The organism is Streptococcus oralis subsp. tigurinus, from assembly GCF_002093575.1.
Lineage (GTDB): Bacteria > Bacillota > Bacilli > Lactobacillales > Streptococcaceae > Streptococcus > Streptococcus oralis_CH.
In genome coordinates, this window is the sequence record NZ_LNVH01000001.1 from 323,710 (window position 1) to 348,320 (window position 24,611).

Below are 24,611 nucleotides of genomic sequence, written 5' to 3' on the forward strand. Positions count from 1 at the left end.
AAAATATCTTTACCTAGACTGGTTGCGAGTTGAATTCTATTCTCTCATATCATCAGGAGGAGTCAATGACTTTTGCATCCAAACGATATCATGCCATTTTTCAAACTTATAGCCTATCTTAGGGAAATTAGCCACTTGTTCATAGCCCCTCTTTCGGTGAAGAGAAATGCTCCTATCATTTGGCAAAGCGATACAAGCTAAGAAGCGTAGGTAACCTCTAGACTCTAGTTCTTCCTCCAGACAGTCATAGAGTAGACTCCCTAACCCTCGACCTTTGGCTTCTTGGTGCAAGTAAATTGACACTTCAACTGACCAATCATAGGCTCTCCTATCATAATAGGTGGAAGCATAGGCATATCCCAAAATTTTGCCTTCTTCCTCTAGCACTAGGTAAGGATATTTAAGCAAGGTCTTTTGGATTCTTCTTTGAAATTCTTCAGCACTTGGCACCTCGTATTCAAATGTAATGGCTGTATTAAGGACATAGGGAGCATAAATAGCAAGTAGGTCTGGAATATCAGACTCCCTTACTGTTCGAATCGTTGACATATATTTCTCTTTCTAAAATCGAAAATGAGCTTGGATAGCTTTTCCAAACTCATTTGAAATCAATTGCAATATACTAGAACAAGCCTAGAACTGTTCCATCGCTTTCAACATCCATGTTAAGAGCGGCAGGTCGTTTTGGAAGGCCTGGCATGGTCATAACATCACCTGTTAAGGCAACGATGAAGCCTGCACCCAATTTTGGTACCAATTCACGAATGGTAATTTCAAAGTTTTCAGGGGCTCCAAGTGCATTTGGATTATCAGAGAAACTATATTGCGTTTTAGCCATACAGATTGGCAATTTGTCCCAACCGTTTTGAACGATTTGAGCGATTTGCGTTTGAGCTTTCTTCTCAAAGTTCACTTTGCTACCACGGTAGATTTCAGTGACAATCTTTTCAATCTTCTCTTGGACAGAAAGGTCATTGTCATAAAGACGAGTGTAGTTAGCTGGATTTTCAGAGATTGTCTTGACAAGCGTTTCGGCAAGTGCTACGCCCCCTTCTGCCCCATCAGCCCAGACACTAGCCAACTCAACTGGAACATCGATTGAGGCACAGAGTTCCTTCAAAGCTGCAATTTCAGCTTCTGTATCAGAGACAAATTCATTAATAGCTACAACTGCTGGAATACCAAATTTACGGATATTTTCAACGTGGCGTTTTAAGTTAGCAAAACCTGCGCGAACTGCCTCAACATTTTCCTCTGTGAGAGCGTCCTTAGCCACACCACCATTCATCTTAAGGGCACGGAGGGTTGCAACAATGACTACCGCATCTGGAGATGTTGGCAAGTTTGGTGTCTTGATATCAAGGAATTTCTCAGCACCAAGGTCCGCACCAAAACCAGCTTCAGTAACAGTATAATCAGCCAAGCGAAGGGCTGTGCTTGTTGCCAAAACAGAGTTACATCCATGAGCGATATTAGCAAATGGACCACCATGTACAAAGGCAGGTGTACCATAAATTGTCTGAACCAAGTTCGGTTTGATAGCATCTTTCAAAATCAATGCTAATGCTCCCTCAACCTGTAAATCACCAACAGTAACTGGTGTACGATTGTAACGATAACCGATAACGATATTCGCCAAACGACGTTTCAAATCTTCAATATCCGTCGCCAAGCAAAGAATGGCCATGATTTCTGAAGCAACAGTAATATCGAAACCATCCTCACGTGGAATACCATTTAGAGGGCCACCAAGTCCAACGGTCACATGACGAAGAGCGCGGTCGTTCAAGTCCACAACACGTTTCCAAAGAATACGACGTTGGTCGATTGCCAGCTCATTTCCTTGGTGTAAGTGGTTGTCAATCAAGGCAGAAAGAGCGTTGTTAGCAGTTGTAATGGCATGCATATCCCCAGTAAAGTGAAGGTTGATGTCCTCCATTGGCAACACTTGAGCATAACCACCACCGGCTGCACCACCCTTGATCCCCATTACTGGGCCAAGAGACGGTTCGCGAATGGCAATCATGGTTTTCTTACCAATCTTGTTCAAGGCATCCGCAAGACCAATGGTAATGGTTGATTTCCCTTCACCTGCTGGTGTTGGATTGATGGCAGTAACCAAGATCAATTTCCCAACTGGATTGCTCTCAACTGCACGAATTTTATCAAAGCTGAGTTTCGCCTTATACTTCCCGTACAATTCCAAATCGTCGTAAGAAATTCCAAGTTTCTCAACAACATCAACGATCGGCTTCAACTCAATACTCTGTGCGATTTCAATATCTGTTTTCATTCAAAACTCCTCTAGCCTCTAATGTGATAATTCATTATAACACAAAACAAGATTTTTAACATCCATAAACTCTCCAAACGTTCGTAAATATCCTGAATTTCAAGATTTTTAGAGCCCTTTGAAAAATTTTATATGCTTTTATAGTTTTAGACTATAAAGAATCTGAAAATATTCTAGTCAAGAAAATAACTATCAATTTCAGATAAATCATGGAGAATTTTTTTATCTTCGATTTCTAAATTTTCCGCCATCTCAATAGAGTACTCAAACCTAAGTTTAGTATTTATTGACAAATCAAACGAATACTCTTGTATTTCACCCAATTTTTTATACTTTTCTATAATCTCATTATAGATAACTAGATAATTTTCGTCTAAAGTTTTTATGTAACTATTCAGATTTTCCCTGTAATCTTGAATTATGTTTTGTTCTCTTTCGTTTAAAATCCCCTTACCTATCTCCCAAATTATTGAACTAGTTATTGAACCTAACACAGCTCCAAAAATTGGAAAAGGAATCATTGTTTGCCCTACACAAGCACCGATTGTTGCAAAGGAAGCATCTATGACATCTAATGTCAAGAGATTCATAAGTTCATCTTGAGTTATTTCAGAAGACCTGAATCTCAAAACAACATCAATCATTCCATAAGTAGCCATTACCAAAGCACTGGCATTTGGAGCGCTAATACCCAAAATATTTGTTAATCCGTAAATTGAATGTCCTGATATTGCTCCACTTGCAACTCCTTGTAATGAATTCAATCCACAATCTAACCAATCTGATTGTTCGAATTCAAAAATACTTTTTCCTTCTTTGTATTTTCCATATACACTTGACAACAAGGCTAAACCACCCTGTAAAAACGCTGCGTTTCTTGCAACCTTGGTGGCTTCTTTTAAATTTGGTAATGCATGTTTTTGCGCTACTAATCGTTTTTTATTTAATTCTTGTTGTTTTAGTCTGACTGTTTTACGAATATTCTTCTCTTCGGAATCTAAAAGAGAATGAATTGAATTTTTTTGAGCATCATTATAATTTAGAACAGATGATTTCATCCAAGATTTATATGAAGTAAGTCCCTTGCTTTCGGTAATATCATTAATTATTTGTCGTATGTCCGTAATTTGTTTAATAGACAATCTTTTACCATTCAATTCAACTTCTTTTGATCCAGCCATTATTTTTTCAAATACTTGAACGTGATCTTTTGGAAACATCATTTTCATTTTTGAACTGTAATGAAACGATTGAGCTAGTTCATCACGTAAATTATCATAAAACTTCATTTGAATGGTATTTCTACCAATTAATAAATCGGCTGGTCCATTATCATTCAATACTTTTACAATAGGATTTAACCCTTCAATGGCTCTCCTCGCATTTACAATCCCTGCTTCTGCAAATTCATCGATAAAGCCGTGACCACCATAATCTCCTCCACGCTTCTTTAGAATAACGTCTTCAATATTGTCTCTCGTAAGTAAATAAGCTATAGTCCATCCCAGTTAAAGATAAATTAGCTAAGTAGATTCCCTCTGTTTGTTTTTCTGTTAGTTCTATTAATTCCGTAACTTCTATTACTTTTTCTTTAAGTTGTCTAGCCAACAATTCTATCTTTTTCTGTTCCTCTATAGCCTCTTTTGCAACTTCTTCATTTTTCCTATTAGCTACTACACCAGCGCCTACAGAAGCGGTCAACATAACACCTGCAATTCCCCAACCAACGGGACCAGCCAATGCTAAAAATGCTTTACCTGCAGCCATGCCTCCTCCGCCTGCTGCTAAACTTCCTCCACCTAACCAAGCTAATGCCGCGCTATTTGCTGCTGCACCTGTCAAACTAGAAATGGCTGTTCCTGTTGATGCGACACCAAAAGTAGTTGCGACTCCCATAGCTGCAGTAGGACCTAAAGTTGCAACTGTGACTCCTAAAGCACTTAAAGAAGCTGTAGCTGCGGTACTACCGCTTGCTATTTCTGCCTCTTTAATTGCCTGAGTAATAGCTAACTGCTTATCTTTAAAATTCTGTATTTCAATATTAATTTCTTCTAATTTCGTTTCAAATTCTTTTGGTTTATTTGCTAATCTGTTAATTCTTTCTTCAACAATTTTTATAACTTTGATAGCTTTATCCCTAACCTGATAAAGCTCTATTGATTTATTAGCCAAGTTATCAGCTTCTTCATTATAACAACTAATAGCTTTATTATATCCATCAACAGCTTCTTGTCTTAGTTTAGAATTAAAAAGATCGACCGATTCAATTTGTTCTTTTGTATTATTCGCTATTTTCCCAACTTCGTTAAATGTTTCAGAAGTCACATTTGTTATCTGATGTGCTACATCTCCGGCAACTCCAACAGCTTTCTCTGAGACATCTGAGACAACATTACCAACTTGGCTTGAGACTTCACCTATAGTTTTTACAGATTCTGAAATAACTTCTCCAGTAAATTTACTCGCTTCGGTTAAGGCTTCGCTAGCAGCAGAGCCGACATCATTCAATACTTTACTAGCTTCCTTTGCAATATTATCTGCAAATTTTAAAAAATCCATAATAACACTCCTTTTAATCTATTTAGATTTATTATCTTATTTATTATTATAAATGTCAATAATAATATATCTTCCATTTTAAACGCTTTCTTTGACTTGCATATCTTTTTTTTGTACAATAGTGCTATGAAAATTTTAGTCACGTCAGGCGGTACCAGTGAAGCTATCGATAGCGTCCGTTCTATCACTAACCATTCTACAGGTCGCTTGGGGAAAATCATCACAGAGACCTTGCTTGCTGCTGGTCATGAAGTTTGTTTGATAACGACAAAACGAGCTCTGAAGCCAGAAGCTCATCCCCATCTAACCATTCTAGAAATCAAAAATACGAATGATCTTCTTTTCGAGATGAAAGAGTGTGTTCAAGATTATCAGGTCTTGATTCATTCGATGGCAGTTTCTGACTACACTCCTGTTTATATGACGGGACTAGATGAAGTTAAGACGAGCTCTAATCTGGAAGAATTATTAGACAAGCAAAATATAGAAGCTAAGATTTCTTCAACTGATGAGGTGCAGGTCTTATTCCTGAAAAAAACACCCAAAATCATCTCTCTGGTCAAAGAATGGAATCCTGCCATTCATCTGATTGGGTTTAAATTGCTGGTTGATGTCTCTGAGGATTATCTCATTGAGATCGCACGAAAGAGTCTTGTCAAGAACCAGGCTGACTTAATCATAGCGAATGATCTTACTCAAATCTCAGCATATCAGCATCGGGCAATCTTTGTTGAAAAAGATCGTCTTCAAACCGTTCAAACCAAAGAGGAAATAGCAAATCTCCTCCTTGAAAAAATTCAAGCATACGATTCATAGAAAGGAAAACCATGGCAAATATTCTCATCTCAGTGACAGGTTCCATAGCCTCCTATAAAGCAGCTGATTTAGTCAGTTCTTTGAAAAAACATGGCCATGGTGTCACTGTCTTAATGACCGATGCGGCAAGAGAGTTTATCCAACCGTTGACACTACAGGTACTCTCACAGAATCCAGTTCACCTTGATGTCATGCAGGAACCCTATCCTGATCAAGTCAATCATATCGAACTAGGCAAAAGAACTGATCTTTTTATCGTTGTCCCTGCTACTGCTAATACCATTGCCAAACTTGCGCACGGTTTTGCGGATAACATGGTGACAAGCACAGCGCTTGCCCTACCAAGTCACATCCCTAAACTCTTAGCGCCAGCCATGAATACAAAAATGTATGACCATCCGGCAACCCAGGCTAATCTAAAAACATTAGAGACCTATGGTTATCAGATTATCTCCCCAAAAGAATCTTTACTAGCCTGTGGCGATCACGGCAAAGGCGCCCTAGCTGACCTGAATACTATATTAGAAAGAATAAAGGAAACCCTCGATGAACAAACGCTCTAACATTGCCCCAATTGCTATCTTTTTTGCAGTTATGCTCGTTATCCACTTTTTGAGCTCTCTCCTCTTTAACCTTTTCCCATTTCCAATTAAACCAACTATCGTTCATATTCCAGTAATCATTGCTAGTATCATTTACGGCCCACGAGTTGGTGTTACACTTGGTTTCTTGATGGGACTGCTAAGCTTAACGGTAAATACGATTACGATTCTACCAACCAGCTACCTTTTCTCACCTTTCGTACCAAACGGAAACATCTATTCTGCGATTATCGCTATTGCCCCTCGCATTTTGATCGGTCTGACACCTTACTTGGTTTATAAACTGATGAAAAATAAAACTGGGCTAATCCTAGCTGGTGCCCTTGGTTCCCTTACCAACACCGTCTTTGTCCTTGGTGGAATCTTCTTCCTTTTTGGAAATGTCTTCGATGGCAATATCCAAAAACTCCTAGCAACTGTTATCTCTACAAACTCAATCGCTGAATTGGTTATCTCAGCCATCTTGACTGTAATGATTGTCCCACGTCTCGAAACCTTGAAGAAATAAAAAAAACAACTCCACTTTCGTCCTGAAGGTGGAGTTTAGTAGTTAAAACATGAGAATTAAGTTCCCAGTATTCTTTCTTTACCACATTTAATCAAATATCCCTTAAAAATCACTAATGCTTCTTGACTTAACTGATTATTTATTGTACTATACTTGTGTATATACAGATAAATGGAGGTTCTTATGAATATACGGAAAAAAACGCAGTTTATGACCATGACTGCCCTACTCACTGCAATCGCGATTTTGATTCCAATCATTATGCCTTTTAAAATCGTTATCCCACCGGCTTCTTACACCTTGGGAAGTCATATCCCCATCTTTATCGCCATGTTTCTTTCGCCTTTGATGGCTGCTTTTGTGATTATTGCTTCTAGTCTCGGTTTCCTGATGGCAGGCTACCCTATGGTTATTGTCCTACGCGCCTTTTCTCACATCGTTTTTGGTACTTTGGGGGCTTTGTACTTAAAGAAATTCCCTGAAACCTTGGATAAACCAAAGGCATCTTGGATTTTTAACTTTGTTTTGGGTGTTGTTCACGCTATCGCTGAAGTACTAGCTTGTATCATCTTCTATGCTACTTCAGGGACAAACGTTGAAAATATGTTTTATGTTCTCTTCGTCCTAGTTGGCTTTGGCACAATTGTCCATAGTATGGTAGACTATACATTAGCACTAGCTGTCTATAAAGTGCTTCGAAAACGTCGCTAAAAGGAAAAACTATGACAACGGATCGCAAACAAGCTCTTCTTAAACTGTTAAAAGAGGCGCCAAAATCTCTCAATGGTCAAACCTTGGCTGAACACTTTCATGTTACTCGTCAGGTCATTGTACAGGACATCGCTATTCTCCGAGCAGATGGGGCTCCTATCCTATCCACCAATCGTGGCTATATCTACAAAGAAAATGATGCCAGTCCCTACGTCCACAAACTCTTTAAAGTGAAACATGAACTGGAAGAAATCGGTCAGGAACTTCTAGCCATTGTAGATAATGGCGGACGCGTTCAAAACATCTTAATTGATCATCCCGTTTATGGCGAAATTGAAACCCATCTCAAACTCACCTGTCGCCGAGATGTCCAGCACTTTCTGGAACAAGTCGAGAATTCAGACTTTAGACCGCTTTCTGAATTGACAGACGGCATCCATTACCACCTTGTTGAAGCTGAGACACAACAAGACCTCCACTATATCGAGGAGGCCTTGGATCAGTTAGGTTATTTGGTAAAAGACTAGAATATTTCTTTTTCCCAGCCATCCTCTGTACGGTGGCGATAGAAGAACTCTGACTTGTCAGGTGCTTCCATCATTTCCATCAAGGGTAACATATCATAGGCCAGATCCAAGTTTGGAATCTGGTCTTTTTGCACCCAAGAAACTTCTCCTTCTTCTGAGGATTGGAGATTTCCAGTAAACTCTGTCGCTTTATAGCAAACGACGATGTAGCGCCCACCTGTATCTAAGGGCCAATTTTTAATGCCCACCAGTTGGGGATTCTGAATGGTCAGGCCAGTTTCTTCGTAGATTTCACGTATGACAGACTCTGCGAAAGCCTCGCCATTCTCAACATGACCTCCTGGAAAGGCATAGCCAGACCAGCGATTGTTTTCAGGAGAGCGATACTGCATAACCACGCGCTGGGTTTCGAGGTCTTCAATTAGACAGATATTGGTTAAAATGGTTGCTTGGGCACGGGACATAGATTTGCTCGCTTTCTAAGTTATTAAAATGTATCTTCGTTGTTTTTTACTTCTGACTTCATGATAGAGGGATTGAGCAAGTCGTGATATTCATGAATTTCATGAAGAAAGGATCCTCTGAGGATTCTGATTTCATTTTTTCCCTATTCACATAGTAGTCTATATTTATACGCATAAATGAATCTGATCCAAAAGATAAAAATAGTAATGACATAAACAAGATTATGAGAGCAACGAATCCAATGAGAGCCTGAAAAATTAGATGATGCCATTGAATGATTCTAGTTTTATAGAAGGTAGTCCATGGATGAATAAATAAAATGTGGAAAAGACTAAAGAACTAGATGTTCGACAGAATCAGTGTAAAAGTTAATCCAAACAATCCTAAGATAAAATGAATCAGAACAAATACCAGAAACAAAAAAAGCAAAACCAATTATCTCACAGTGTCAAAATTTACATTTTTAAGTAAACATGCATAACGCATGTATATTCCTTATAAATATATCTATTATTATCAGAATAACTGATAGAGTTTCTCATCATCTAGTTCTTACATTGTCTTACATAATTTGGTTCCCAATTAATTATTTTAATAAATCAGCTAAAAATATTTCATTATTTTTATTATTCCATTTTGTTGTATCACTTTTACTTTTGTATTTTCTTATAGCATTAACTAAGTCTACACAACTATTTAGATCCTTTTTAATTCTATCATACGATTTTACATAATTAGATCTTTTCTTTAATTGAGCAGCAAGAAATACACTTGGTTTATCTTGTGATTTCACTTTTTCAAACTGTCCCTCTAATTTACGAAAATATATTTCAATCATTTCAATCTCACTTTTCGTTATTACATGATAGATTCCTCTATCCTGCAATTTATCCAAATAAGGTTGAACGATTTTATATGGTATTCCAGACCTATCTTCAATAATAAAAATAATTATTTTATTTTCTTCATAATCTTGAGTCAAATAATGGCTCGAAAATGTTGCAGGTTTACCATAAAATCTATTCGATCCTCTATAAGGAGAATCTAGTCCATCAATTTGATCATAGTTTATAACTTGGCTATAACTAAATTTTAAACAATCATTTTCAAGTAATAACTCAATAATAGCCTTTTCTGTTGCTCCTTCAACAATGATAGCAACAAGTGTATCTGAGGTTATATTAACCATAAATCATCTCTCCATTAATTCATGACTCTCTGAACTCAACAATTGAATACTTTTATTCATACTTTTCCTCATCATTTTATAGGAAGAATTTTTCGGAGCCGTTCCTAAACCATAACTACCTGATAAGATTAGATCGCTTTTCTTCCTATCAGATCTATCTTTTTCACCAATAATATTACTCATTTTTTCAATATTTATAAGAGGATTCTTTTTTAATACGTAAATACTATCACTTCTATCAATAAAATCAGTAATCTCAATGTAGTGAGTGGTGAATATCAATGTTGCAGAATTTTTATTTATATTACTATTAAAAAGTTTTATTAATTGTACCGCAATTGATTTATTCAAGTGATTTTCTAACTCATCAATAATTAAATATCCGCCAGAATTTAGAATAAATTGAATATTTAATAAAATCATTATACCTTTAATTGTACCTGAGGATAAGAATCTATTTAAATCAACAATATTTGATTCAATCAACTCTTTCGAGTTTTTAAATCTAATTTTGAACTTTTTTGTATCCTCTTCAAAAATTAAAGATTCAATACTATCGTCTAAAAAATTTACATAAGAAATATCCATATCATTAGCAAAATATTGAATTTTATTAACATCAGTAATATTAGTTAAATCTACAACACTATCTTCAACCAATTGATGGTTTTTTTTATTCAATACACCTGAAAAAATAGAATCTGTCTGTTTTAGATAAGTAACATCAATGTCTTTTCGAGAAATAGGCTCTTCAAAGTTTGTAAAAATCTTATCTTTAGATTCTGTTTTCTTCACTTTTTTTCTATAAAGGACTTCATCTTTAAAGTATAATGAATTTGACTTATCTTTAGAAATGATTGATTCAATTTTATAAATCCACTCCTGATTAAAAATATAATTTTCACAAATAACTTCATCCTCAAAATAATTTCCAATTTCAGGAATATCATCCTCTGATAAACTTTTATTTTTAATAAATATATTTAGCATTGCCAAAACTAGTTTTAAACTAGTTGTTTTTCCGGATGCATTTATACCTAGTAGAGCAATTGAATTTAATTTATATAACTTATTAATTACATGAGAAACATTTTTACTTTCTTTCTCATAAAAGTTTACGTTTTTACTAGCAAAAAAATCGAATTCAAACTCTCCATTTTTGAAGTAAGATAAACCTCGTATTTTAGTTTTGAGTATTTTCATCATTCTATCCTCCTGTATACACTATACCATACTTTTTTGTGTTTTTCTCTTTTTAACACTAAAATCGATAAAAAATATTCCATAAACCACAAAAAAATCTAAATTCGGTTTTTTTCTACGAAAAAATCGTTTTTATAATATTGCAAAAATAATATTTTCACTACCCCAACGCCTTCACTTCCAACATCATATCACGAATCTGAGCTGCGAGTTCAAAGTCAAGCACTTCGACGGCTTCTTGCATTTGTTTTTCCAGTTTCTTGACGAGTTCCTTGCGTTCTTGTTTGTTGAGGCTATTGATATCGACTTCCTTGTCCTCTTCTTTGGAAACTGCCTTGGTCACTGCAATCAAGTCACGGATTTCTTTCTTAATGGTTTGTGGAACGATACCATGCTCTTCATTATAAGCCATCTGGATTTTCCGACGACGGGCCGTTTCATCGATGGCACGTTGCATAGACTGGGTAACTGTGTCAGCATACATAATCACATGCCCTTCGCTATTACGAGCAGCACGTCCAATGGTCTGGATGAGGCCACGTTCGTTACGAAGGAAGCCTTCCTTGTCAGCATCGAGAATAGCAACCAGGCTTACTTCAGGCACGTCAATTCCTTCGCGAAGCAGGTTGATTCCGACCAAGACATCAAAGACACCCAGGCGCAGGTCACGGATAATCTCTGTCCGTTCCAAGGTTTTGATGTCCGAGTGCATGTACTTGACCTTGATGCCCATTTCCTTGAAGTAGTCGGTCAAGTCTTCTGCCATCTTCTTGGTCAAGGTGGTGATAAAGGTTCGTTCGTTCTTTTCAACACGGGCATTGATTTCACCTAGGAGGTCATCAATCTGTCCCATAGTTGGACGGACTTCCACTTCAGGGTCCAAAAGACCTGTCGGACGAATGATTTGCTCAATCACTGTCTCGGTCTGTTCATTTTCGTAGTCGCCTGGTGTCGCTGAAACGTAAACAATCTGGTGCACATGGCTTTCAAACTCCTCACGACGGAGAGGACGATTGTCCAAAGCAGACGGCAAGCGGAAACCATAATTGACCAGCATTTCCTTACGCGAACGGTCTCCATTATACATGCCCTTAATCTGTCCCATGGTCATGTGGCTTTCATCAATCATAATCAAGAAATCATCTGGGAAGAAGTCGAGAAGCGTATAAGGGGGCTCTCCTTCGCTACGACCATCCATGTGACGTGAGTAGTTTTCAACTCCATTTGTATAACCCATCTCACGTAGCATCTCAATATCATACTCTGTTCGCTGTTTCAAACGCTGGGCTTCTAGCAATTTGCCTTCCTTCTCAAAGACAGCTAACTGCTCTTCTAATTCTGCTTGAATTTTCGCAATCGCAACTTCCATATGGTCGTCATTGGTCACAAAGTGAGTCGCAGGGAAAATCGCCAAATGATCCACTTCTCCCAATACCTGACCTGTCAAAGCTTCAACTTCACGGATACGGTCAATCTCATCCCCGAAAAATTCTACTCGAAAGGCATGCTCATCACGAGAAGCTGGAAAAATCTCCACCACATCCCCACGAACACGGAATCTTCCACGTTGGAAATCAATATCATTGCGTTCAAACTGAATATCAACCAAGTCATTCAAGAGCTTATCACGAGAAATTTCAAGCCCTGGACGGAGACTAACGACGCTATCAGAATATTCCTTTGGCGACCCCAAACCATAGATACAAGAGACTGAAGCCACTACGATGACATCATTGCGCTCCAGAAGTGCTGAAGTCGCTGAGTGGCGGAGCTTGTCAATCTCATCATTGACCGAGCTATCCTTTTCAATATAAGTATCACTCGAAGGGACATAGGCCTCAGGTTGATAATAATCATAGTAGGATACGAAGTACTCAACAGCATTTTCAGGGAAAAATTCCTTAAACTCCCCATAGAGCTGACCAGCTAGGGTTTTGTTATGGGCAATGACCAGAGTTGGTTTATTAACTTTGGAAATGACCTGACTCATGGTGTAGGTCTTCCCTGTACCCGTCGCCCCCATCAAAATCTGAGCCTTTTCTCCACCCTCGATATTGTCAACCAACTGCTCAATCGCTTGGGGTTGATCTCCTGAAGGTTGGTATTTTGATACTAGTTTAAATGTATTATCTGTAATTCGATTTATCATGATTGCCTCATCTGCATTTTTCTATCCTTCTATTTTACCATAAATTTACTTTTCAGACTCTACTCTAGGTTGATAAGAGTGAGTATTCCATGTTACATTTCCTTACATAAAATCCATAAAATTTGCCTTTTCATTCATTTTCTGATATAATGGGAAAATATTCGGAAAAGGAGACTAAAAATGAAGAAAAAAATACTAGCATGTTTGCTCATTTTATTTCCCATTTTCTCACTAGGTATGGCAAAAGCTGATACTGTTAAGATTGTGTCTGATACAGCTTACGCACCTTTTGAGTTTAAAGATTCAGATCAAACCTATAAAGGGATTGATGTTGATATTATCAATAAAGTCGCAGAAATCAAAGGATGGAACATCCAAATGTCTTATCCTGGCTTTGATGCAGCTGTAAATGCAGTGCAGTCAGGTCAAGCAGATGCTATTATGGCAGGTATGACAAAAACAAAAGAACGTGAAAATGTCTTTACAATGTCTGATACCTATTATGATACAAAAGTTGTCATTGCTACCACAAAGGCAAATAAAATCACCAAATATGAGGAACTTAGCGGGAAAACAGTTGGAGTTAAGAACGGAACTGCCGCTCAACGTTTCCTCGAAAGTATCAAAGATAAATACGGTTTCTCTATTAAAACCTTTGATACTGGTGATTTGATGAATAACAGTCTAAGTGCTGGTGCTGTAAATGCCATCATGGATGATAAACCTGTTATTGAGTATGCGATTAACCAAGGACAAGATCTCAGCATCAATATGGATGGTGAGGCTGTTGGAAGCTTTGCCTTTGGTGTCAAGAAAGGGAGCAAGTATGAACACTTGGTTACCGAGTTTAACGAAGCCCTGGCCCAAATGAAGAAGGATGGCAGCTTGGAGCAAATCATCCAAAAATGGACAGCTTCTACAACTACGGCAACCCCAACGACAACTACTGCTGCTGGACAAAAAGCTACTCCAGTGAAAAGCAAGTACATTATTGCCAGCGACTCATCTTTCGCCCCATTCGTCTTTCAAAATTCAAGCAATCAATATACCGGTATTGATATGGACCTCATCAAGGCTATTGCCAAAGATCAAGGTTTTGAAATTGAGATTACCAACCCAGGATTTGACGCAGCCATTAGTGCTGTTCAAGCAGGACAAGCAGATGGTATCATTGCTGGTATGTCTGTAACAGATGCTCGTAAGGAAACCTTCGACTTCTCAGAATCATACTACACAGCAAATACGATTCTCGGTGTGAAAGAATCAAGCACAATTGCTTCTTATGAAGACCTCAAGGATAAAACTGTTGGTGTTAAAAACGGAACTGCCTCTCAAACGTTCCTTACTGAAAACCAAAGCAAATACGGCTATAAGATTAAAACATTCGCAGATGGCGCATCTATGTATGACAGTCTAAATACTGGAGCTATTGATGCTGTGATGGATGATGAGCCTGTTCTCAAATATTCTATCAGCCAAGGTCAAAAATTGAAAACGCCAATCGCTGGAACTCCAATCGGAGAAACAGCCTTTGCGGTTAAAAAAGGAACAAACCCAGAATTGATCCAGATGTTTAATAATGGACTTGCGAACCTCAAAGCTAACGGAGAATTCCAAAAGATTCTTGACAAGTATCTAGCTAGCGAATCTTCAACTGACTCTACAAGTACGGTTGACGAAACTACTATCTGGGGCTTGCTTCAAAACAACTACAAACAACTTCTTAGTGGACTTGGAATCACTCTTGCCTTAGCACTTATTTCATTTGCAATCGCCATTGTCATCGGTATTATCTTTGGTATGTTTAGCGTTAGCCCATACAAATCTCTTCGTCTGATTTCTGAGATTTTCGTTGACGTTATCCGTGGTATCCCATTGATGATTCTTGCAGCCTTCATCTTCTGGGGAATTCCAAACTTCATCGAGTCGATTACAGGCCAACAAAGTCCAATCAATGACTTTGTAGCTGGTACTATTGCCCTCTCACTCAATGCGGCAGCTTATATCGCTGAAATCGTTCGTGGTGGGATTCAAGCTGTTCCAGTTGGGCAAATGGAGGCCAGCCGCAGCCTTGGTATCTCTTATGGAAAAACCATGCGTAAGATTATCTTGCCACAAGCAACTAAATTGATGTTGCCAAACTTTGTCAACCAATTCGTTATCGCTCTTAAAGATACAACCATCGTATCTGCTATCGGTCTGGTTGAACTTTTCCAAACTGGTAAGATCATCATCGCCCGTAACTACCAAAGTTTCAAGATGTATGCAATCCTTGCTATCTTCTATCTTGTAATTATCACGCTTTTGACTAGACTAGCGAAACGCTTAGAAAAGAGGATTCGTTAATGGCAAAACTAAAAATTGATGTAAATGATTTGCATAAGTATTATGGAAAAAACGAAGTTTTAAAAGGCATTACTACTAAGTTCTATGAAGGAGATGTTGTCTGTATCATCGGTCCTTCTGGTTCTGGTAAATCCACTTTCCTCCGTAGCCTTAACCTTCTCGAGGAGGTAACGAGTGGCCACATCACAGTGAATGGTTATGATCTGACTGAAAAATCAACCAATGTCGACCATGTTCGTGAAAACGTGGGAATGGTCTTCCAACATTTCAACCTCTTCCCTCACATGTCAGTCCTAGAAAATATCACTTTTGCACCTATTGAACACAAACGGATGACCAAAGAAGAAGCTGAAAAATTGGGGATGGAGTTGCTGGAGAAAGTCGGTCTTGCAGACAAAGCTAATGCTAACCCAGATAGCCTATCAGGTGGTCAGAAACAACGTGTAGCTATCGCTCGTGGACTTGCCATGAATCCTGATATCATGCTCTTTGATGAGCCAACTTCCGCTCTGGACCCTGAAATGGTTGGAGATGTACTGAATGTTATGAAGGAATTGGCGGAACAAGGCATGACCATGATTATCGTAACCCATGAGATGGGATTTGCTCGTCAAGTGGCTAACCGTGTTATCTTTACGGCTGATGGTGAATTCCTGGAAGATGGAACTCCAGATCAAATATTTGACAACCCGCAACACCCTCGTCTAAAAGAGTTCTTGGACAAGGTCTTAAATGTATAAAACAAAACTGTAAGGAGAACCTTACAGTTTTTTAATTGCGTATTGGATTTTTTGTTTTTTTTGAAAATTATGATAAAATAAAAACTATGATAATGAGGAAATCTCATCCCTAGTCCAACTAGGAAAAAATATAGAAATTAGGTAGCTAGATGTCATCAAAGGTTATTGTTACAATTTTCGGTGCGAGTGGAGATTTAGCTAAACGCAAACTCTACCCTTCCCTTTTCAGACTCTATAAATCAGGCAATCTCTCTGAGCATTTTGCTGTTATCGGAACAGCTCGTAGACCTTGGAGTAAGGAATATTTTGAATCTGTAGTTGTCGAATCCATCCTTGATTTGGCAGATAGTACCGAGCAAGCCCAAGAATTCGCTAGCCACTTCTACTATCAAAGCCATGATGTGAATGATACGGAACATTACATTGCTTTGCGCCAATTACAAGCTGAACTGAATGAAAAATACCAAGCTGAACACAATAAGCTCTTCTTCTTGTCTATGGCACCTCAGTTCTTTGGAACTATTGCCAAGCATCTCAAATCTGAAAACATTGTTGATGGCAAAGGTTTTGAGCGCTTGATCGTTGAGAAACCATTTGGTACAGACTACGAAACAGCTAGCAAACTCAATGAAGATCTCCTTGCGGCCTTTGATGAAGAGCAAATCTACCGTATCGACCATTACCTAGGTAAAGAGATGATTCAGAGTATCTTTGCTGTTCGTTTTGCCAATATGATCTTTGAGAATGTTTGGAATCGCGAACACATCGATAATGTTCAGATTACCTTTGCGGAACGCTTGGGTGTTGAAGAGCGTGGTGGCTACTATGATCAATCTGGTGCCCTTCGTGATATGGTGCAAAACCATACACTCCAACTCCTCTCTCTTCTAGCCATGGACAAACCAGCTAGCTTTACAAAGGATGAGATTCGTGCTGAAAAGATAAAGGTCTTTAAAAACCTCTATCATCCAACTGAGGAAGAACTGAAAGAACAGTTTATCCGTGGTCAGTACCGCTCTGGTAAAATCGATGGCATGAAATACATTTCCTATCGTAGCGAGCCAAACGTCGATCCTGAATCTACAACAGAAACCTTCGCATCTGGTGCCTTCTTTGTAGACAGCGATCGTTTCCGTGGTGTTCCCTTCTTCTTCCGTACAGGGAAACGTCTGACTGAAAAAGGAACTCATGTCAATATCGTCTTTAAGCAAATGGACTCTATCTTCGGAGAACCATTGGCACCAAATATCTTGACCATCTATATCCAACCAACTGAAGGATTCTCTCTTAGCTTAAATGGGAAACAAGTCGGTGAAGAATTTAACCTGGCTCCAAGCTCTCTGGATTACCGTACTGATGCTACTGCTACTGGAGCCTCACCAGACCCATACGAGAAATTAATCTACGATGTTTTGAACAACAACTCAACCAATTTTAGCCACTGGGATGAGGTAAGTGCTTCGTGGAAATTGATTGACCGTATCGAAGAGCTCTGGGCTGAAAACGGTGCTCCACTTCATGACTATAAAGCTGGAAGCATGGGACCTCAAGCTAGTTTTGACTTACTTGAAAAGTATGGAGCTAAATGGACCTGGCAACCAGATATCGCCTATCGTGAAGATGGACGTTTAGAATAGCAAAAATATCCTGCAAGATTGACTTGCAGGATATTTATTTTGTATTAAATCAAGCCTTCTAAGAGACCTTTCATGAAGTTTTCAGAGTTAAATTCGCCTATATCATCAATTTTTTCACCGAAACCAATCAATTTCACTGGGATATTAAGTTCTTCGCGGATAGCCAGAACAACACCACCGCGAGCAGTTCCGTCAATTTTTGTCAAAACAATACCAGTCAATGGTGTTATCTTAGAAAATTCTTTAGCCTGTACCAAGGCGTTTTGTCCAGTGGAAGCATCGAGTGCCAGGAAAGTTTCATGAGGTGCTTCAGGAACGACACGTTTGATAATACGGCCAATCTTTTCCAACTCGGCCATAAGGTTGTCCTTGTTTTGCAAACGACCTGCTGTATCAATCATGAGAATATCAATCCCTTCGGCTACGGCGCGTTCCATACCATCAAAGACCACACTTGCTGGATCAGCCTTTTCAGGCCCCGTCACAACAGGAACATCCACACGTCGACCCCATTCAGCTAGCTGGGCCACTGCACCCGCACGGAAGGTATCTGCCGCAACCAACATGACTTTCTTACCAGCTTGTTTGTAGCGATGAGCTAATTTCCCGATAGAAGTTGTTTTCCCAACACCATTGACTCCGACAAAGAGCATGACGGTCAAACCATCTTGGAAATGGATTTGTTCATCGTAGTTGCCATCCTTTTCGTAGAGCTCGACCAATTTCTCGATAATGACACGACGAAGTGCGTCAGGTTTCTTAGCGTTTTCAAGTTTGGCTTCATAGCGTAGTTCTTCTGTTAAGTTTGAAGCGACCTGCACACCGACGTCACTCATGATGAGCAGTTCTTCCAATTCCTCGAAGAATTCTTCATCGACAGAACGGAAGTTGGCAAAGAAAGCATTCAAACGAGCTCCGAATCCCGTACGAGTTTTCTTGAGACTGCGATCATATTTTTCCTGCACGGTTTCTTCAACTTGTGGATATTCTTCTTCTACTTCAAAAGCTGGCTCTTCATCACTTTCTAGAGATTCTTGGCTCTCTTCTTCGAAAAATTCTTCAAACTCTTGGCTTTGCTCTGTCTCATCAACTTCTAGCTCAAGCTCTTCCTGAGCAGTTTCCTCGACTAATTCTGGTTCAATGACTTCTTCTGTTGAGATCTGAGGGGTTTCTTCCACTTTGTCTCTTGCTGTCTCTTCCTGAGAAGTTTCTTCGACTGAAGTTTGGTTTTCTTCAACCTCTTCTGACAAATCAAGATTTTCCAGTGCTTCTTTTACAATATCTTCGATTTTCGGCTCTTCTTTTTTCCCGAATAGACGGTCAAACAATCCCATATTCTAGTTCTCCTTTAGCACGTATTCTTCGATAGCCCAGGCAACGGCTTCCTCGTCGTTGGTCATCGGGGTAATGACATTGGCAACTGCCTTAACTGCTGGAACTGCATTTTGCATGGCAACTCCCAGACCTGCCCACTCAATCATGGAAAGGTCATTGGCCTCGTCCCCACAAGCCATGACTTGACTTTGGTCGATTCCTAAGTGTTTAATTAATTTCGCTAAACCTGTTGCCTTGTGGACGTTTTTCGGCGACCATTCCAATAAGAGTTCACGCGATTTGAAGATTTCATATTGGTCAAACAATTCTGGAGAAATCTGTTGAATCGCTGCATCCAAAGGTTCTTGGGCAAAAGCAGTCACGCATTTATTATACGTCATCTGACTAGATAGATCTTCAAAAGCGACAGGTACGAAAGTCAGGGCTGGGTTGAACTTAGCATAGAGACTTTCTTGGTCTGACTGGATTTGATAGACGGTTCCTTCTGAAATAGCATCTAACGGTAATCCGAGTTTTTCAGTTTCCTCGTACAAGCGTGCCACATCGTCTATTGAAAAGACGGTTTTATCGAGAATCTCCCCTGTATTTTTCTGTACTAGACCACCATTAAAGGTGATGGTGTACTCATCCTCCTGACCATCAGTCCCTAGCTCATGGAGAAAGAAATCCATAGCCTTCAGAGGACGTCCCGTTGTCAGAACGACCTTGATGTCACGGTCACGCGCAGCTTTGAGGACTTCCTTGGTACGATCTGTCAGCTTTTTATCCGTTGTCAGCAAGGTGCCATCCAAGTCCAATGCAATCAATTTAATATCTACCATTATAAGCCCTCCATATAAGCCATCACTGACTGGTCCTTATGGTGGCCAATCACTGTCTCCGCTAATTCTAAAATCTCTGGTCTCGCATTTTCAGGAGCGATTGGATGCCCCACAACCTGCATCATGTGAAGGTCATTGAGATTATCGCCAAACGCCATAACTTGATCCATGGTTAGATCAAGTTTTTTGGATAACTCAACAACAGCCACACCCTTATCAACATAGTCCAAGACAATATCGATGGATTCAAAACCTGTTGTCATGGCTTTCACACCAGGAACATTTTCGTTGACCCAGGACTCTCCAGCCTCTATCGTTTCTTCAGTAAAGTTAGTAGTGAATTTAAAAATCTCATCTGTGATATCTTCCAAACTCGCTACTTTTTGAATATTTTCATTGTAGTGACGGCTAAACATGAGATAGGTCTCATCCACTGTATCCAAAACATAACAAGCTTTTTTCCCTGTCAGAAGCATTTTTCTTTCATCAAAATAAGGCGATTTCTTTAAAGCTTCAAAAGTGCTCAAGTAAAAATCCCGAGACATAGTAGCCTCATACATATCCTCACCATGAAATTCAACATAGCTCCCATTTTCAGCTATAAAAATCACTTCATCACGCACATCCGCAAACAACTTTTTCAGGGACAGAATACCGCGACCCGAAGCCACTGCAAAATAAATCCCCTTTTCCTTGTAGGTAACAAGTAAGTTTTTGAGGCGTTCCATATCAAACCGCCCCTCTCCGTCAAGAAAGGTTCCATCCATATCAGTTGCTACAAGTTTAATCATAAAATCCTTCATACTCCAATTGATAAATCTACCTTCTATTATACCATAGATAAGTTTAAAAAGGTCCAGTACGGTAGGATAGCACTACTTTTTCGGAGAATCTTCAAAGGGCCTAAAAATTAGAATCGTAGAACTTTTTTCAGATAGTTTAAAAAGTTTGTATTCCACTATTCTTTTCTCTATAATGGAGAGAAAGGAGATGACTATGACAGAAATAAAACATGAAATTGATGCAAACTTTGCAGGCCGACTCAATATCCTACGCGCGGGTGTTCTGGGTGCCAATGATGGGATTATTTCCATCGCTGGAGTCGTTATCGGGGTTGCCAGTGCGACAAGCAATATCTGGATTATCTTTTTATCAGGTTTGGCTGCTATCCTCGCTGGTGCTTTTTCTATGGCAGGGGGAGAGTATGTCTCCGTATCCACTCAAAAAGACACGGAAGAAGCCGCTGTTGCCCGAGAACAATTACTCTTGGATAAAGACATCGAATCTGCAAAACAATCCCTCTATGCTGCTTACTTACAAAATGGTGAGTGTGAAACGTCCGCCCAACTTTTGACCAACAAGGCCTTTTTAAAAAATCCACTCAAAGCCTTGGTTGAGGAAAAATACGGTATCGAGTACGAAGAGTTTACCAATCCTTGGCATGCTGCGATCTCTAGCTTTATCGCCTTTGTACTGGGAAGCCTTCCTCCTATGATTTCAATCACCGTCTTTCCATGCGATTATCGCATTCCTGCTACTGTTTTTATCGTGGCCCTTTCCCTTCTTGTCACTGGCTATACCAGTGCTAAACTAGGCAAGGCACCTACGAAAACTGCTATGATCCGTAACCTCTGTATCGGACTTCTGACCATGGGAGTAACCTTCCTCTTGGGACAACTCTTTAGCATTTAAGATAAAGAAATACCTCGATAAATATCGAGGTATCTTTTTTACATTTGCACAATCTTGCGATAGCTTCTTGAGGTGATCATAAAGATCAAAACATAGATGATAAGGAAGATGGCACAGATGGACAGAGTGACGGTCAACATCATGGTCGCATCTAGCACGCCAATGACTTTTAGGATGAGGCTAAGCATGTGATAAGCAAAAGCAAGGTGTAGGAAGGCAAATAACAAAGGGAGGAAGAAAACAGTTAGGACCTGTTTGTTAATCGTTTGCTTGATTTGCTTTTGATCGAGTCCAACCTTTTGCAAAATGATGAAACGTTCACGGTCTTCATAGCCCTCAGAGATTTGTTTGTAGTAAATAACCAGGACTGTTCCCACCATAAAGATGATAGAGAGGAAGATACCGATGAAGAAGACTCCACCATAAAGGGCACTTATTTGCGCACTGCTATCAGCCAGATTGCTTCCGAATACATAGCTTCCTTCTTTGTTTAATTCTCTATTAAAGTTATTAAGGAATTTTGAAAAATCGTCAGCGAGTTTGAGCTGTTCTTCCTCACTTGCTGTTACATTCATACCACCATAAAGTTGATCAAAGAGAGAGGAATCCGGATATTGGTCAATAAAGGATTGCAGATTAGGGACAACAAGATAATTGTAGTCAGATGTCAGAATGTTATACTGATTTGGCACATGTTCCAGAATGAAATCATTTTTAATTTCTTCTTTAATTGTGTAGGTCTGGTCATTTAGAGTGAGTTCTTTCTGTCCTTCAAGTACCTTATTCTTGGTAAACAAGCCGACTTCATTGCCTGAAAGGGAGAGTTTTTGACCAGTCATGTTTTCATAGTCTTTTTGGTCAAAGACCATAAAAATGGTTTTCGGTTGGACGAAGTTATTCCCCTTTGTAAAGATACGGAGCTTGGTTCCATCTTGGCTCTCGATGCCAAAACTGCTATGACGAAAGACTTCTTTTTTAGTGACAGTTAATCCCTTATCGCTAGCATATTGACTCAAAAGTTTATCTAAATCTTCTTTTTCAACATTTCGTCCTGTAATTCCAAAATCATGTGGATTCATGAATTTCTTGAAAGTTTCAGAAGCCGAGAAGATACTGGTTGCTGCTGACATGGTTACCAAGACCATAGTTGAAAGGATGGCAATCGTTGCCAAACCAACCGCATTTTTCTTCATTCGAAAGATAAGATTGGATACGGAAATCATGTTGTTGGGTTGGTAATAGTAACGCTTGTTTTTCTTCAAAATCTGTAGGAATACTGTAATTCCTGCATTAAACAAGAGGTAAGTCCCAAAGATTACCAACAAGACTGCCACAAAGAAAATCAGAACAGCATTAAGTGGATTTTCAACTGTAACCGCTAGATAGTAGCCAGCTCCCATACTAATCAAACCTAGAATAGTTTGAAGGCCTAAGAAACGTCCTTTTTTCTCACCACTGGCCTTCTCACGAGAGAGCTGAAGGGCATTCATACGTGCGATGCGAAAGGCATTGATAAAAATCAAACCTAGGAAGATAGCTCCAAAGACGATGAGAACTAGGATAAAGACAATTGGTTGAAAAGTCGAAACGAGCTCTACCTTCATATTCATTAACTTCAAAAGGAGGGCAAAGATTAGCTTATCAAAGAGAGCTCCTAGACCGAGACCAGCTGTCAAGGTTAAGGAACCAAAAATAAGAAGCTCCTTAAAAACCATACTGATCAAATGGCGCTTTTCAAGCCCCAGCATACCATATACACCCAACTCCTTGGAACGGTTCTTCATGACAAAACTATTGGCATAAAGGACAATAATTCCAGAAGCGATGGTAACAACCACCATACCGAGAGCGAGGGTCATAGAGATAGTTTCTCCCCCTCGAATCTTACCAATGTTAGGATTAAGTGACAAAGAGTAAAAAAGATAGGTGATGGTCACTGCTAAGAGAACAGCAAGGGCAAAGGGATAGTAGAGTTTGCGGTTTTTAATCAAATTAGATACCGCTAACTTATTGGTTAATCGGAACATACTAATTCACCTCACTTGCCATAACAGTCAAAGTATCAGAGATTTCTTGGAACATCTGACGCTCTGTCTTGTCTCCACGGTAGATTTGGTTGTAAAGAATGCCGTCTTTGATAAAGAGAACGCGCTTGGCTCTGCTAGCTGCTGCCGTTGAGTGGGTTACCATGAGAATGGTTTGACCACGTTCATTGATTTCATCAAATACATCGAGTAAGGCTGCAGATGACTTGGAGTCAAGGGCTCCTGTTGGCTCATCTGCAAGGAGAATTTCAGGTTCAGTGATGATAGCGCGTGCTACTGCAACTCTCTGTTTTTGACCACCCGAGATTTCATAAGGATACTTCTCTTGCAATTGGTTGATGCCCAAATTTTCAGCGGTTACTACCAATTTCTTCATCATCTCTGTGATAGGTTTTCGTGATAGCACTAGCGGAAGCAAAATATTGTCCTTAACAGACAGGGTATCTAGCAAGTTAAAGTCTTGGAAAACAAATCCCAACTTCTCACGACGGAAGCTAGAAGCCTGAGAATTTTTAATGGTTGCTGTGTCTGTTCCGTTTAGGTAAACCTGCCCGCGAGTTGGTTTATCCAGCATAGCCAGGATGTTGAGTAGGGTAGACTTCCCTGAGCCAGACTCTCCCATGATAGCAACGTAGTCACCCTTTTCCACAGTAAAGTGAATGTCTTTGAGGGCCTCTACTTGGTTACCTTGGAAACGTGTTTTGTAGATTTTTTGAACGTGTTTTACATCTAAAAGTGTCATTGTTATCTCCTTCTTAATATCCCATCATTTGAAACTGTGCTTGCATCATAGCGCATCCCAGTTGAACACGCTCGATATCTTTTTGACTTGGTTTTCTTGTTTTCTTTTGTAAAATTCTTTTCATGGTTTTGCTCCTTTGTTCTTTATGAGTCTAGTTTATCGCAAAAAAAGGCGGCTTGCCATAACCTAACCTTACAAAAGAGACTTTAATCTTACATTTTTGTAAGATTG

Annotated in this window: 22 protein-coding genes and 1 pseudogene; 9 read left to right on the forward strand and 14 right to left on the reverse strand. The window is 39.3% G+C overall.

All coding sequences use genetic code 11. From position 1 onward, the window contains the following. Window positions 1-36: 36 nt before the first annotated feature. The 4 genes from ATE37_RS01625 to ATE37_RS01640 all read right to left on the reverse strand — a co-directional run bounded on the left by ATE37_RS01625 (window position 37) and on the right by ATE37_RS01640 (window position 4,852). A complete protein-coding gene (locus tag ATE37_RS01625; RefSeq protein ID WP_084867369.1) occupies window positions 37-549 on the reverse strand; it encodes a GNAT family N-acetyltransferase in 513 nt (170 codons plus the stop codon). Between the two features lie 73 nt (window positions 550-622). Continuing rightward, complete coding sequence (locus ATE37_RS01630) at window positions 623-2,293, reverse strand: formate--tetrahydrofolate ligase (RefSeq protein WP_084867371.1); 1,671 nt, start codon at window positions 2,291-2,293, stop codon at window positions 623-625. Between the two features lie 173 nt (window positions 2,294-2,466). Continuing rightward, entirely contained in the window at window positions 2,467-3,582 is a 1,116-nt protein-coding gene (locus ATE37_RS01635) for a hypothetical protein (protein WP_241502090.1), read from the reverse strand. A 175-nt stretch (window positions 3,583-3,757) separates the two neighbouring features. After that, window positions 3,758-4,852, reverse strand: coding sequence for a hypothetical protein (locus ATE37_RS01640; protein ID WP_241502091.1), 1,095 nt, complete (start codon window positions 4,850-4,852; stop codon window positions 3,758-3,760). A gap of 126 nt (window positions 4,853-4,978) precedes the next feature. Here ATE37_RS01640 and coaB point away from each other — a divergent pair, with 126 nt between their 5' ends. The 5 genes from coaB to ATE37_RS01665 all read left to right on the forward strand — a co-directional run bounded on the left by coaB (window position 4,979) and on the right by ATE37_RS01665 (window position 8,016). After that, entirely contained in the window at window positions 4,979-5,668 is a 690-nt protein-coding gene (coaB, locus tag ATE37_RS01645; RefSeq protein ID WP_084867373.1) for a phosphopantothenate--cysteine ligase, read from the forward strand. 11 nt (window positions 5,669-5,679) lie between these two features. Further along, window positions 5,680-6,231 (forward strand): phosphopantothenoylcysteine decarboxylase, encoded by a 552-nt coding sequence (coaC, locus tag ATE37_RS01650; RefSeq protein WP_084867375.1) that lies wholly within the window; start codon window positions 5,680-5,682, stop codon window positions 6,229-6,231. Beyond that, window positions 6,215-6,778 carry an ECF transporter S component gene (locus ATE37_RS01655; RefSeq protein ID WP_084867376.1) on the forward strand — a complete coding sequence of 188 codons (564 nt, stop codon included), beginning with the start codon at window positions 6,215-6,217 and terminating at the stop codon, window positions 6,776-6,778. Before coaC ends, ATE37_RS01655 begins: the two co-directional genes overlap by 17 nt. 183 nt (window positions 6,779-6,961) lie before the next feature. Then, a complete protein-coding gene (locus ATE37_RS01660) occupies window positions 6,962-7,489 on the forward strand; it encodes an ECF transporter S component (RefSeq protein ID WP_001026212.1) in 528 nt (175 codons plus the stop codon). Between the two features lie 11 nt (window positions 7,490-7,500). After that, window positions 7,501-8,016, forward strand: coding sequence for a transcription repressor NadR (locus ATE37_RS01665; RefSeq protein WP_084867378.1), 516 nt, complete (start codon window positions 7,501-7,503; stop codon window positions 8,014-8,016). Here ATE37_RS01665 and ATE37_RS01670 read toward each other — a convergent pair. From ATE37_RS01670 to uvrB, 5 genes and pseudogenes are all read right to left on the reverse strand, one after another. After that, on the reverse strand, window positions 8,013-8,480 hold the full coding sequence (locus tag ATE37_RS01670) for an 8-oxo-dGTP diphosphatase (protein WP_084867380.1): 468 nt from the start codon (window positions 8,478-8,480) through the stop codon (window positions 8,013-8,015). The genes ATE37_RS01665 and ATE37_RS01670 overlap by 4 nt on opposite strands. A gap of 23 nt (window positions 8,481-8,503) precedes the next feature. Beyond that, a pseudogene (locus tag ATE37_RS10975) lies at window positions 8,504-8,802 on the reverse strand (hypothetical protein). Window positions 8,803-9,067: 265 nt separating this feature from the next. Further along, entirely contained in the window at window positions 9,068-9,670 is a 603-nt protein-coding gene (locus ATE37_RS01680; RefSeq protein ID WP_084867382.1) for a hypothetical protein, read from the reverse strand. Between the two features lie 3 nt (window positions 9,671-9,673). Further along, window positions 9,674-10,876 carry an AAA family ATPase gene (locus ATE37_RS01685; RefSeq protein WP_084867383.1) on the reverse strand — a complete coding sequence of 401 codons (1,203 nt, stop codon included), beginning with the start codon at window positions 10,874-10,876 and terminating at the stop codon, window positions 9,674-9,676. A gap of 157 nt (window positions 10,877-11,033) precedes the next feature. Beyond that, window positions 11,034-13,022: an excinuclease ABC subunit UvrB gene (gene uvrB, locus ATE37_RS01690; RefSeq protein WP_084867385.1), complete on the reverse strand. Its 1,989-nt coding sequence runs from the start codon at window positions 13,020-13,022 to the stop codon at window positions 11,034-11,036. A 180-nt stretch (window positions 13,023-13,202) separates the two neighbouring features. On the opposite strand from uvrB, the gene ATE37_RS01695 reads away from it, so the two are divergent. The 3 genes from ATE37_RS01695 (at window position 13,203) to zwf (ending at window position 17,745) form a co-directional block, all read left to right on the forward strand. Beyond that, the gene (locus ATE37_RS01695; protein WP_084867386.1) at window positions 13,203-15,368 is read left to right on the forward strand and encodes an ABC transporter substrate-binding protein/permease; all 2,166 of its coding nucleotides are present in this window, start codon (window positions 13,203-13,205) and stop codon (window positions 15,366-15,368) included. Continuing rightward, window positions 15,368-16,108 carry an amino acid ABC transporter ATP-binding protein gene (locus tag ATE37_RS01700; RefSeq protein WP_001096337.1) on the forward strand — a complete coding sequence of 247 codons (741 nt, stop codon included), beginning with the start codon at window positions 15,368-15,370 and terminating at the stop codon, window positions 16,106-16,108. The genes ATE37_RS01695 and ATE37_RS01700 overlap by 1 nt, the downstream gene beginning before the upstream one ends. A 149-nt stretch (window positions 16,109-16,257) precedes the next feature. Next, window positions 16,258-17,745, forward strand: a complete 1,488-nt coding sequence (gene zwf, locus ATE37_RS01705; RefSeq protein ID WP_084867388.1) for a glucose-6-phosphate dehydrogenase — start codon at window positions 16,258-16,260, stop codon at window positions 17,743-17,745. 44 nt (window positions 17,746-17,789) lie between these two features. Here zwf and ftsY read toward each other — a convergent pair whose 3' ends face one another. The 3 genes from ftsY to ATE37_RS01720 are packed head-to-tail and all read right to left on the reverse strand — an operon-like array spanning window position 17,790 to window position 20,692. Further along, the gene (gene ftsY, locus ATE37_RS01710) at window positions 17,790-19,079 is read right to left on the reverse strand and encodes a signal recognition particle-docking protein FtsY (protein ID WP_084867390.1); all 1,290 of its coding nucleotides are present in this window, start codon (window positions 19,077-19,079) and stop codon (window positions 17,790-17,792) included. 3 nt (window positions 19,080-19,082) lie between these two features. Next, window positions 19,083-19,901 (reverse strand): Cof-type HAD-IIB family hydrolase, encoded by an 819-nt coding sequence (locus tag ATE37_RS01715; RefSeq protein WP_084867392.1) that lies wholly within the window; start codon window positions 19,899-19,901, stop codon window positions 19,083-19,085. Continuing rightward, window positions 19,901-20,692 carry a Cof-type HAD-IIB family hydrolase gene (locus tag ATE37_RS01720; RefSeq protein ID WP_084867628.1) on the reverse strand — a complete coding sequence of 264 codons (792 nt, stop codon included), beginning with the start codon at window positions 20,690-20,692 and terminating at the stop codon, window positions 19,901-19,903. Before ATE37_RS01720 ends, ATE37_RS01715 begins: the two co-directional genes overlap by 1 nt. Window positions 20,693-20,897: 205 nt before the next feature. Between ATE37_RS01720 and ATE37_RS01725 the strand changes: the two genes are divergently transcribed. Then, window positions 20,898-21,593, forward strand: a complete 696-nt coding sequence (locus ATE37_RS01725; protein WP_084849738.1) for a VIT1/CCC1 transporter family protein — start codon at window positions 20,898-20,900, stop codon at window positions 21,591-21,593. A 38-nt stretch (window positions 21,594-21,631) separates the two neighbouring features. On the opposite strand, the gene ATE37_RS01730 is transcribed toward ATE37_RS01725, so the two are convergent. Further along, window positions 21,632-23,620, reverse strand: coding sequence for an FtsX-like permease family protein (locus ATE37_RS01730; RefSeq protein ID WP_084867394.1), 1,989 nt, complete (start codon window positions 23,618-23,620; stop codon window positions 21,632-21,634). Window position 23,621: 1 nt separating this feature from the next. Next, a complete protein-coding gene (locus tag ATE37_RS01735) occupies window positions 23,622-24,380 on the reverse strand; it encodes an ABC transporter ATP-binding protein (RefSeq protein WP_000173369.1) in 759 nt (252 codons plus the stop codon). Between the last annotated feature and the right edge of the window lie 231 nt (window positions 24,381-24,611).

What these genes read in the sequence shown, in the direction of transcription:
- ATE37_RS01625 (WP_084867369.1), bottom strand. Translation starts at nt 549, where the DNA reads ATGTCAACGATTCGAACAGTAAGGGAGTCTGATATTCCAGACCTACTT.
- ATE37_RS01630 (WP_084867371.1), bottom strand. Translation starts at nt 2,293, where the DNA reads ATGAAAACAGATATTGAAATCGCACAGAGTATTGAGTTGAAGCCGATC.
- ATE37_RS01635 (WP_241502090.1), bottom strand. Translation starts at nt 3,582, where the DNA reads ATGAAGTTTTATGATAATTTACGTGATGAACTAGCTCAATCGTTTCAT.
- ATE37_RS01640 (WP_241502091.1), bottom strand. Translation starts at nt 4,852, where the DNA reads ATGGATTTTTTAAAATTTGCAGATAATATTGCAAAGGAAGCTAGTAAA.
- coaB (WP_084867373.1), top strand. Translation starts at nt 4,979, where the DNA reads ATGAAAATTTTAGTCACGTCAGGCGGTACCAGTGAAGCTATCGATAGC.
- coaC (WP_084867375.1), top strand. Translation starts at nt 5,680, where the DNA reads ATGGCAAATATTCTCATCTCAGTGACAGGTTCCATAGCCTCCTATAAA.
- ATE37_RS01655 (WP_084867376.1), top strand. Translation starts at nt 6,215, where the DNA reads ATGAACAAACGCTCTAACATTGCCCCAATTGCTATCTTTTTTGCAGTT.
- ATE37_RS01660 (WP_001026212.1), top strand. Translation starts at nt 6,962, where the DNA reads ATGAATATACGGAAAAAAACGCAGTTTATGACCATGACTGCCCTACTC.
- ATE37_RS01665 (WP_084867378.1), top strand. Translation starts at nt 7,501, where the DNA reads ATGACAACGGATCGCAAACAAGCTCTTCTTAAACTGTTAAAAGAGGCG.
- ATE37_RS01670 (WP_084867380.1), bottom strand. Translation starts at nt 8,480, where the DNA reads ATGTCCCGTGCCCAAGCAACCATTTTAACCAATATCTGTCTAATTGAA.
- ATE37_RS01680 (WP_084867382.1), bottom strand. Translation starts at nt 9,670, where the DNA reads ATGGTTAATATAACCTCAGATACACTTGTTGCTATCATTGTTGAAGGA.
- ATE37_RS01685 (WP_084867383.1), bottom strand. Translation starts at nt 10,876, where the DNA reads ATGATGAAAATACTCAAAACTAAAATACGAGGTTTATCTTACTTCAAA.
- uvrB (WP_084867385.1), bottom strand. Translation starts at nt 13,022, where the DNA reads ATGATAAATCGAATTACAGATAATACATTTAAACTAGTATCAAAATAC.
- ATE37_RS01695 (WP_084867386.1), top strand. Translation starts at nt 13,203, where the DNA reads ATGAAGAAAAAAATACTAGCATGTTTGCTCATTTTATTTCCCATTTTC.
- ATE37_RS01700 (WP_001096337.1), top strand. Translation starts at nt 15,368, where the DNA reads ATGGCAAAACTAAAAATTGATGTAAATGATTTGCATAAGTATTATGGA.
- zwf (WP_084867388.1), top strand. Translation starts at nt 16,258, where the DNA reads ATGTCATCAAAGGTTATTGTTACAATTTTCGGTGCGAGTGGAGATTTA.
- ftsY (WP_084867390.1), bottom strand. Translation starts at nt 19,079, where the DNA reads ATGGGATTGTTTGACCGTCTATTCGGGAAAAAAGAAGAGCCGAAAATC.
- ATE37_RS01715 (WP_084867392.1), bottom strand. Translation starts at nt 19,901, where the DNA reads ATGGTAGATATTAAATTGATTGCATTGGACTTGGATGGCACCTTGCTG.
- ATE37_RS01720 (WP_084867628.1), bottom strand. Translation starts at nt 20,692, where the DNA reads ATGATTAAACTTGTAGCAACTGATATGGATGGAACCTTTCTTGACGGA.
- ATE37_RS01725 (WP_084849738.1), top strand. Translation starts at nt 20,898, where the DNA reads ATGACAGAAATAAAACATGAAATTGATGCAAACTTTGCAGGCCGACTC.
- ATE37_RS01730 (WP_084867394.1), bottom strand. Translation starts at nt 23,620, where the DNA reads ATGTTCCGATTAACCAATAAGTTAGCGGTATCTAATTTGATTAAAAAC.
- ATE37_RS01735 (WP_000173369.1), bottom strand. Translation starts at nt 24,380, where the DNA reads ATGACACTTTTAGATGTAAAACACGTTCAAAAAATCTACAAAACACGT.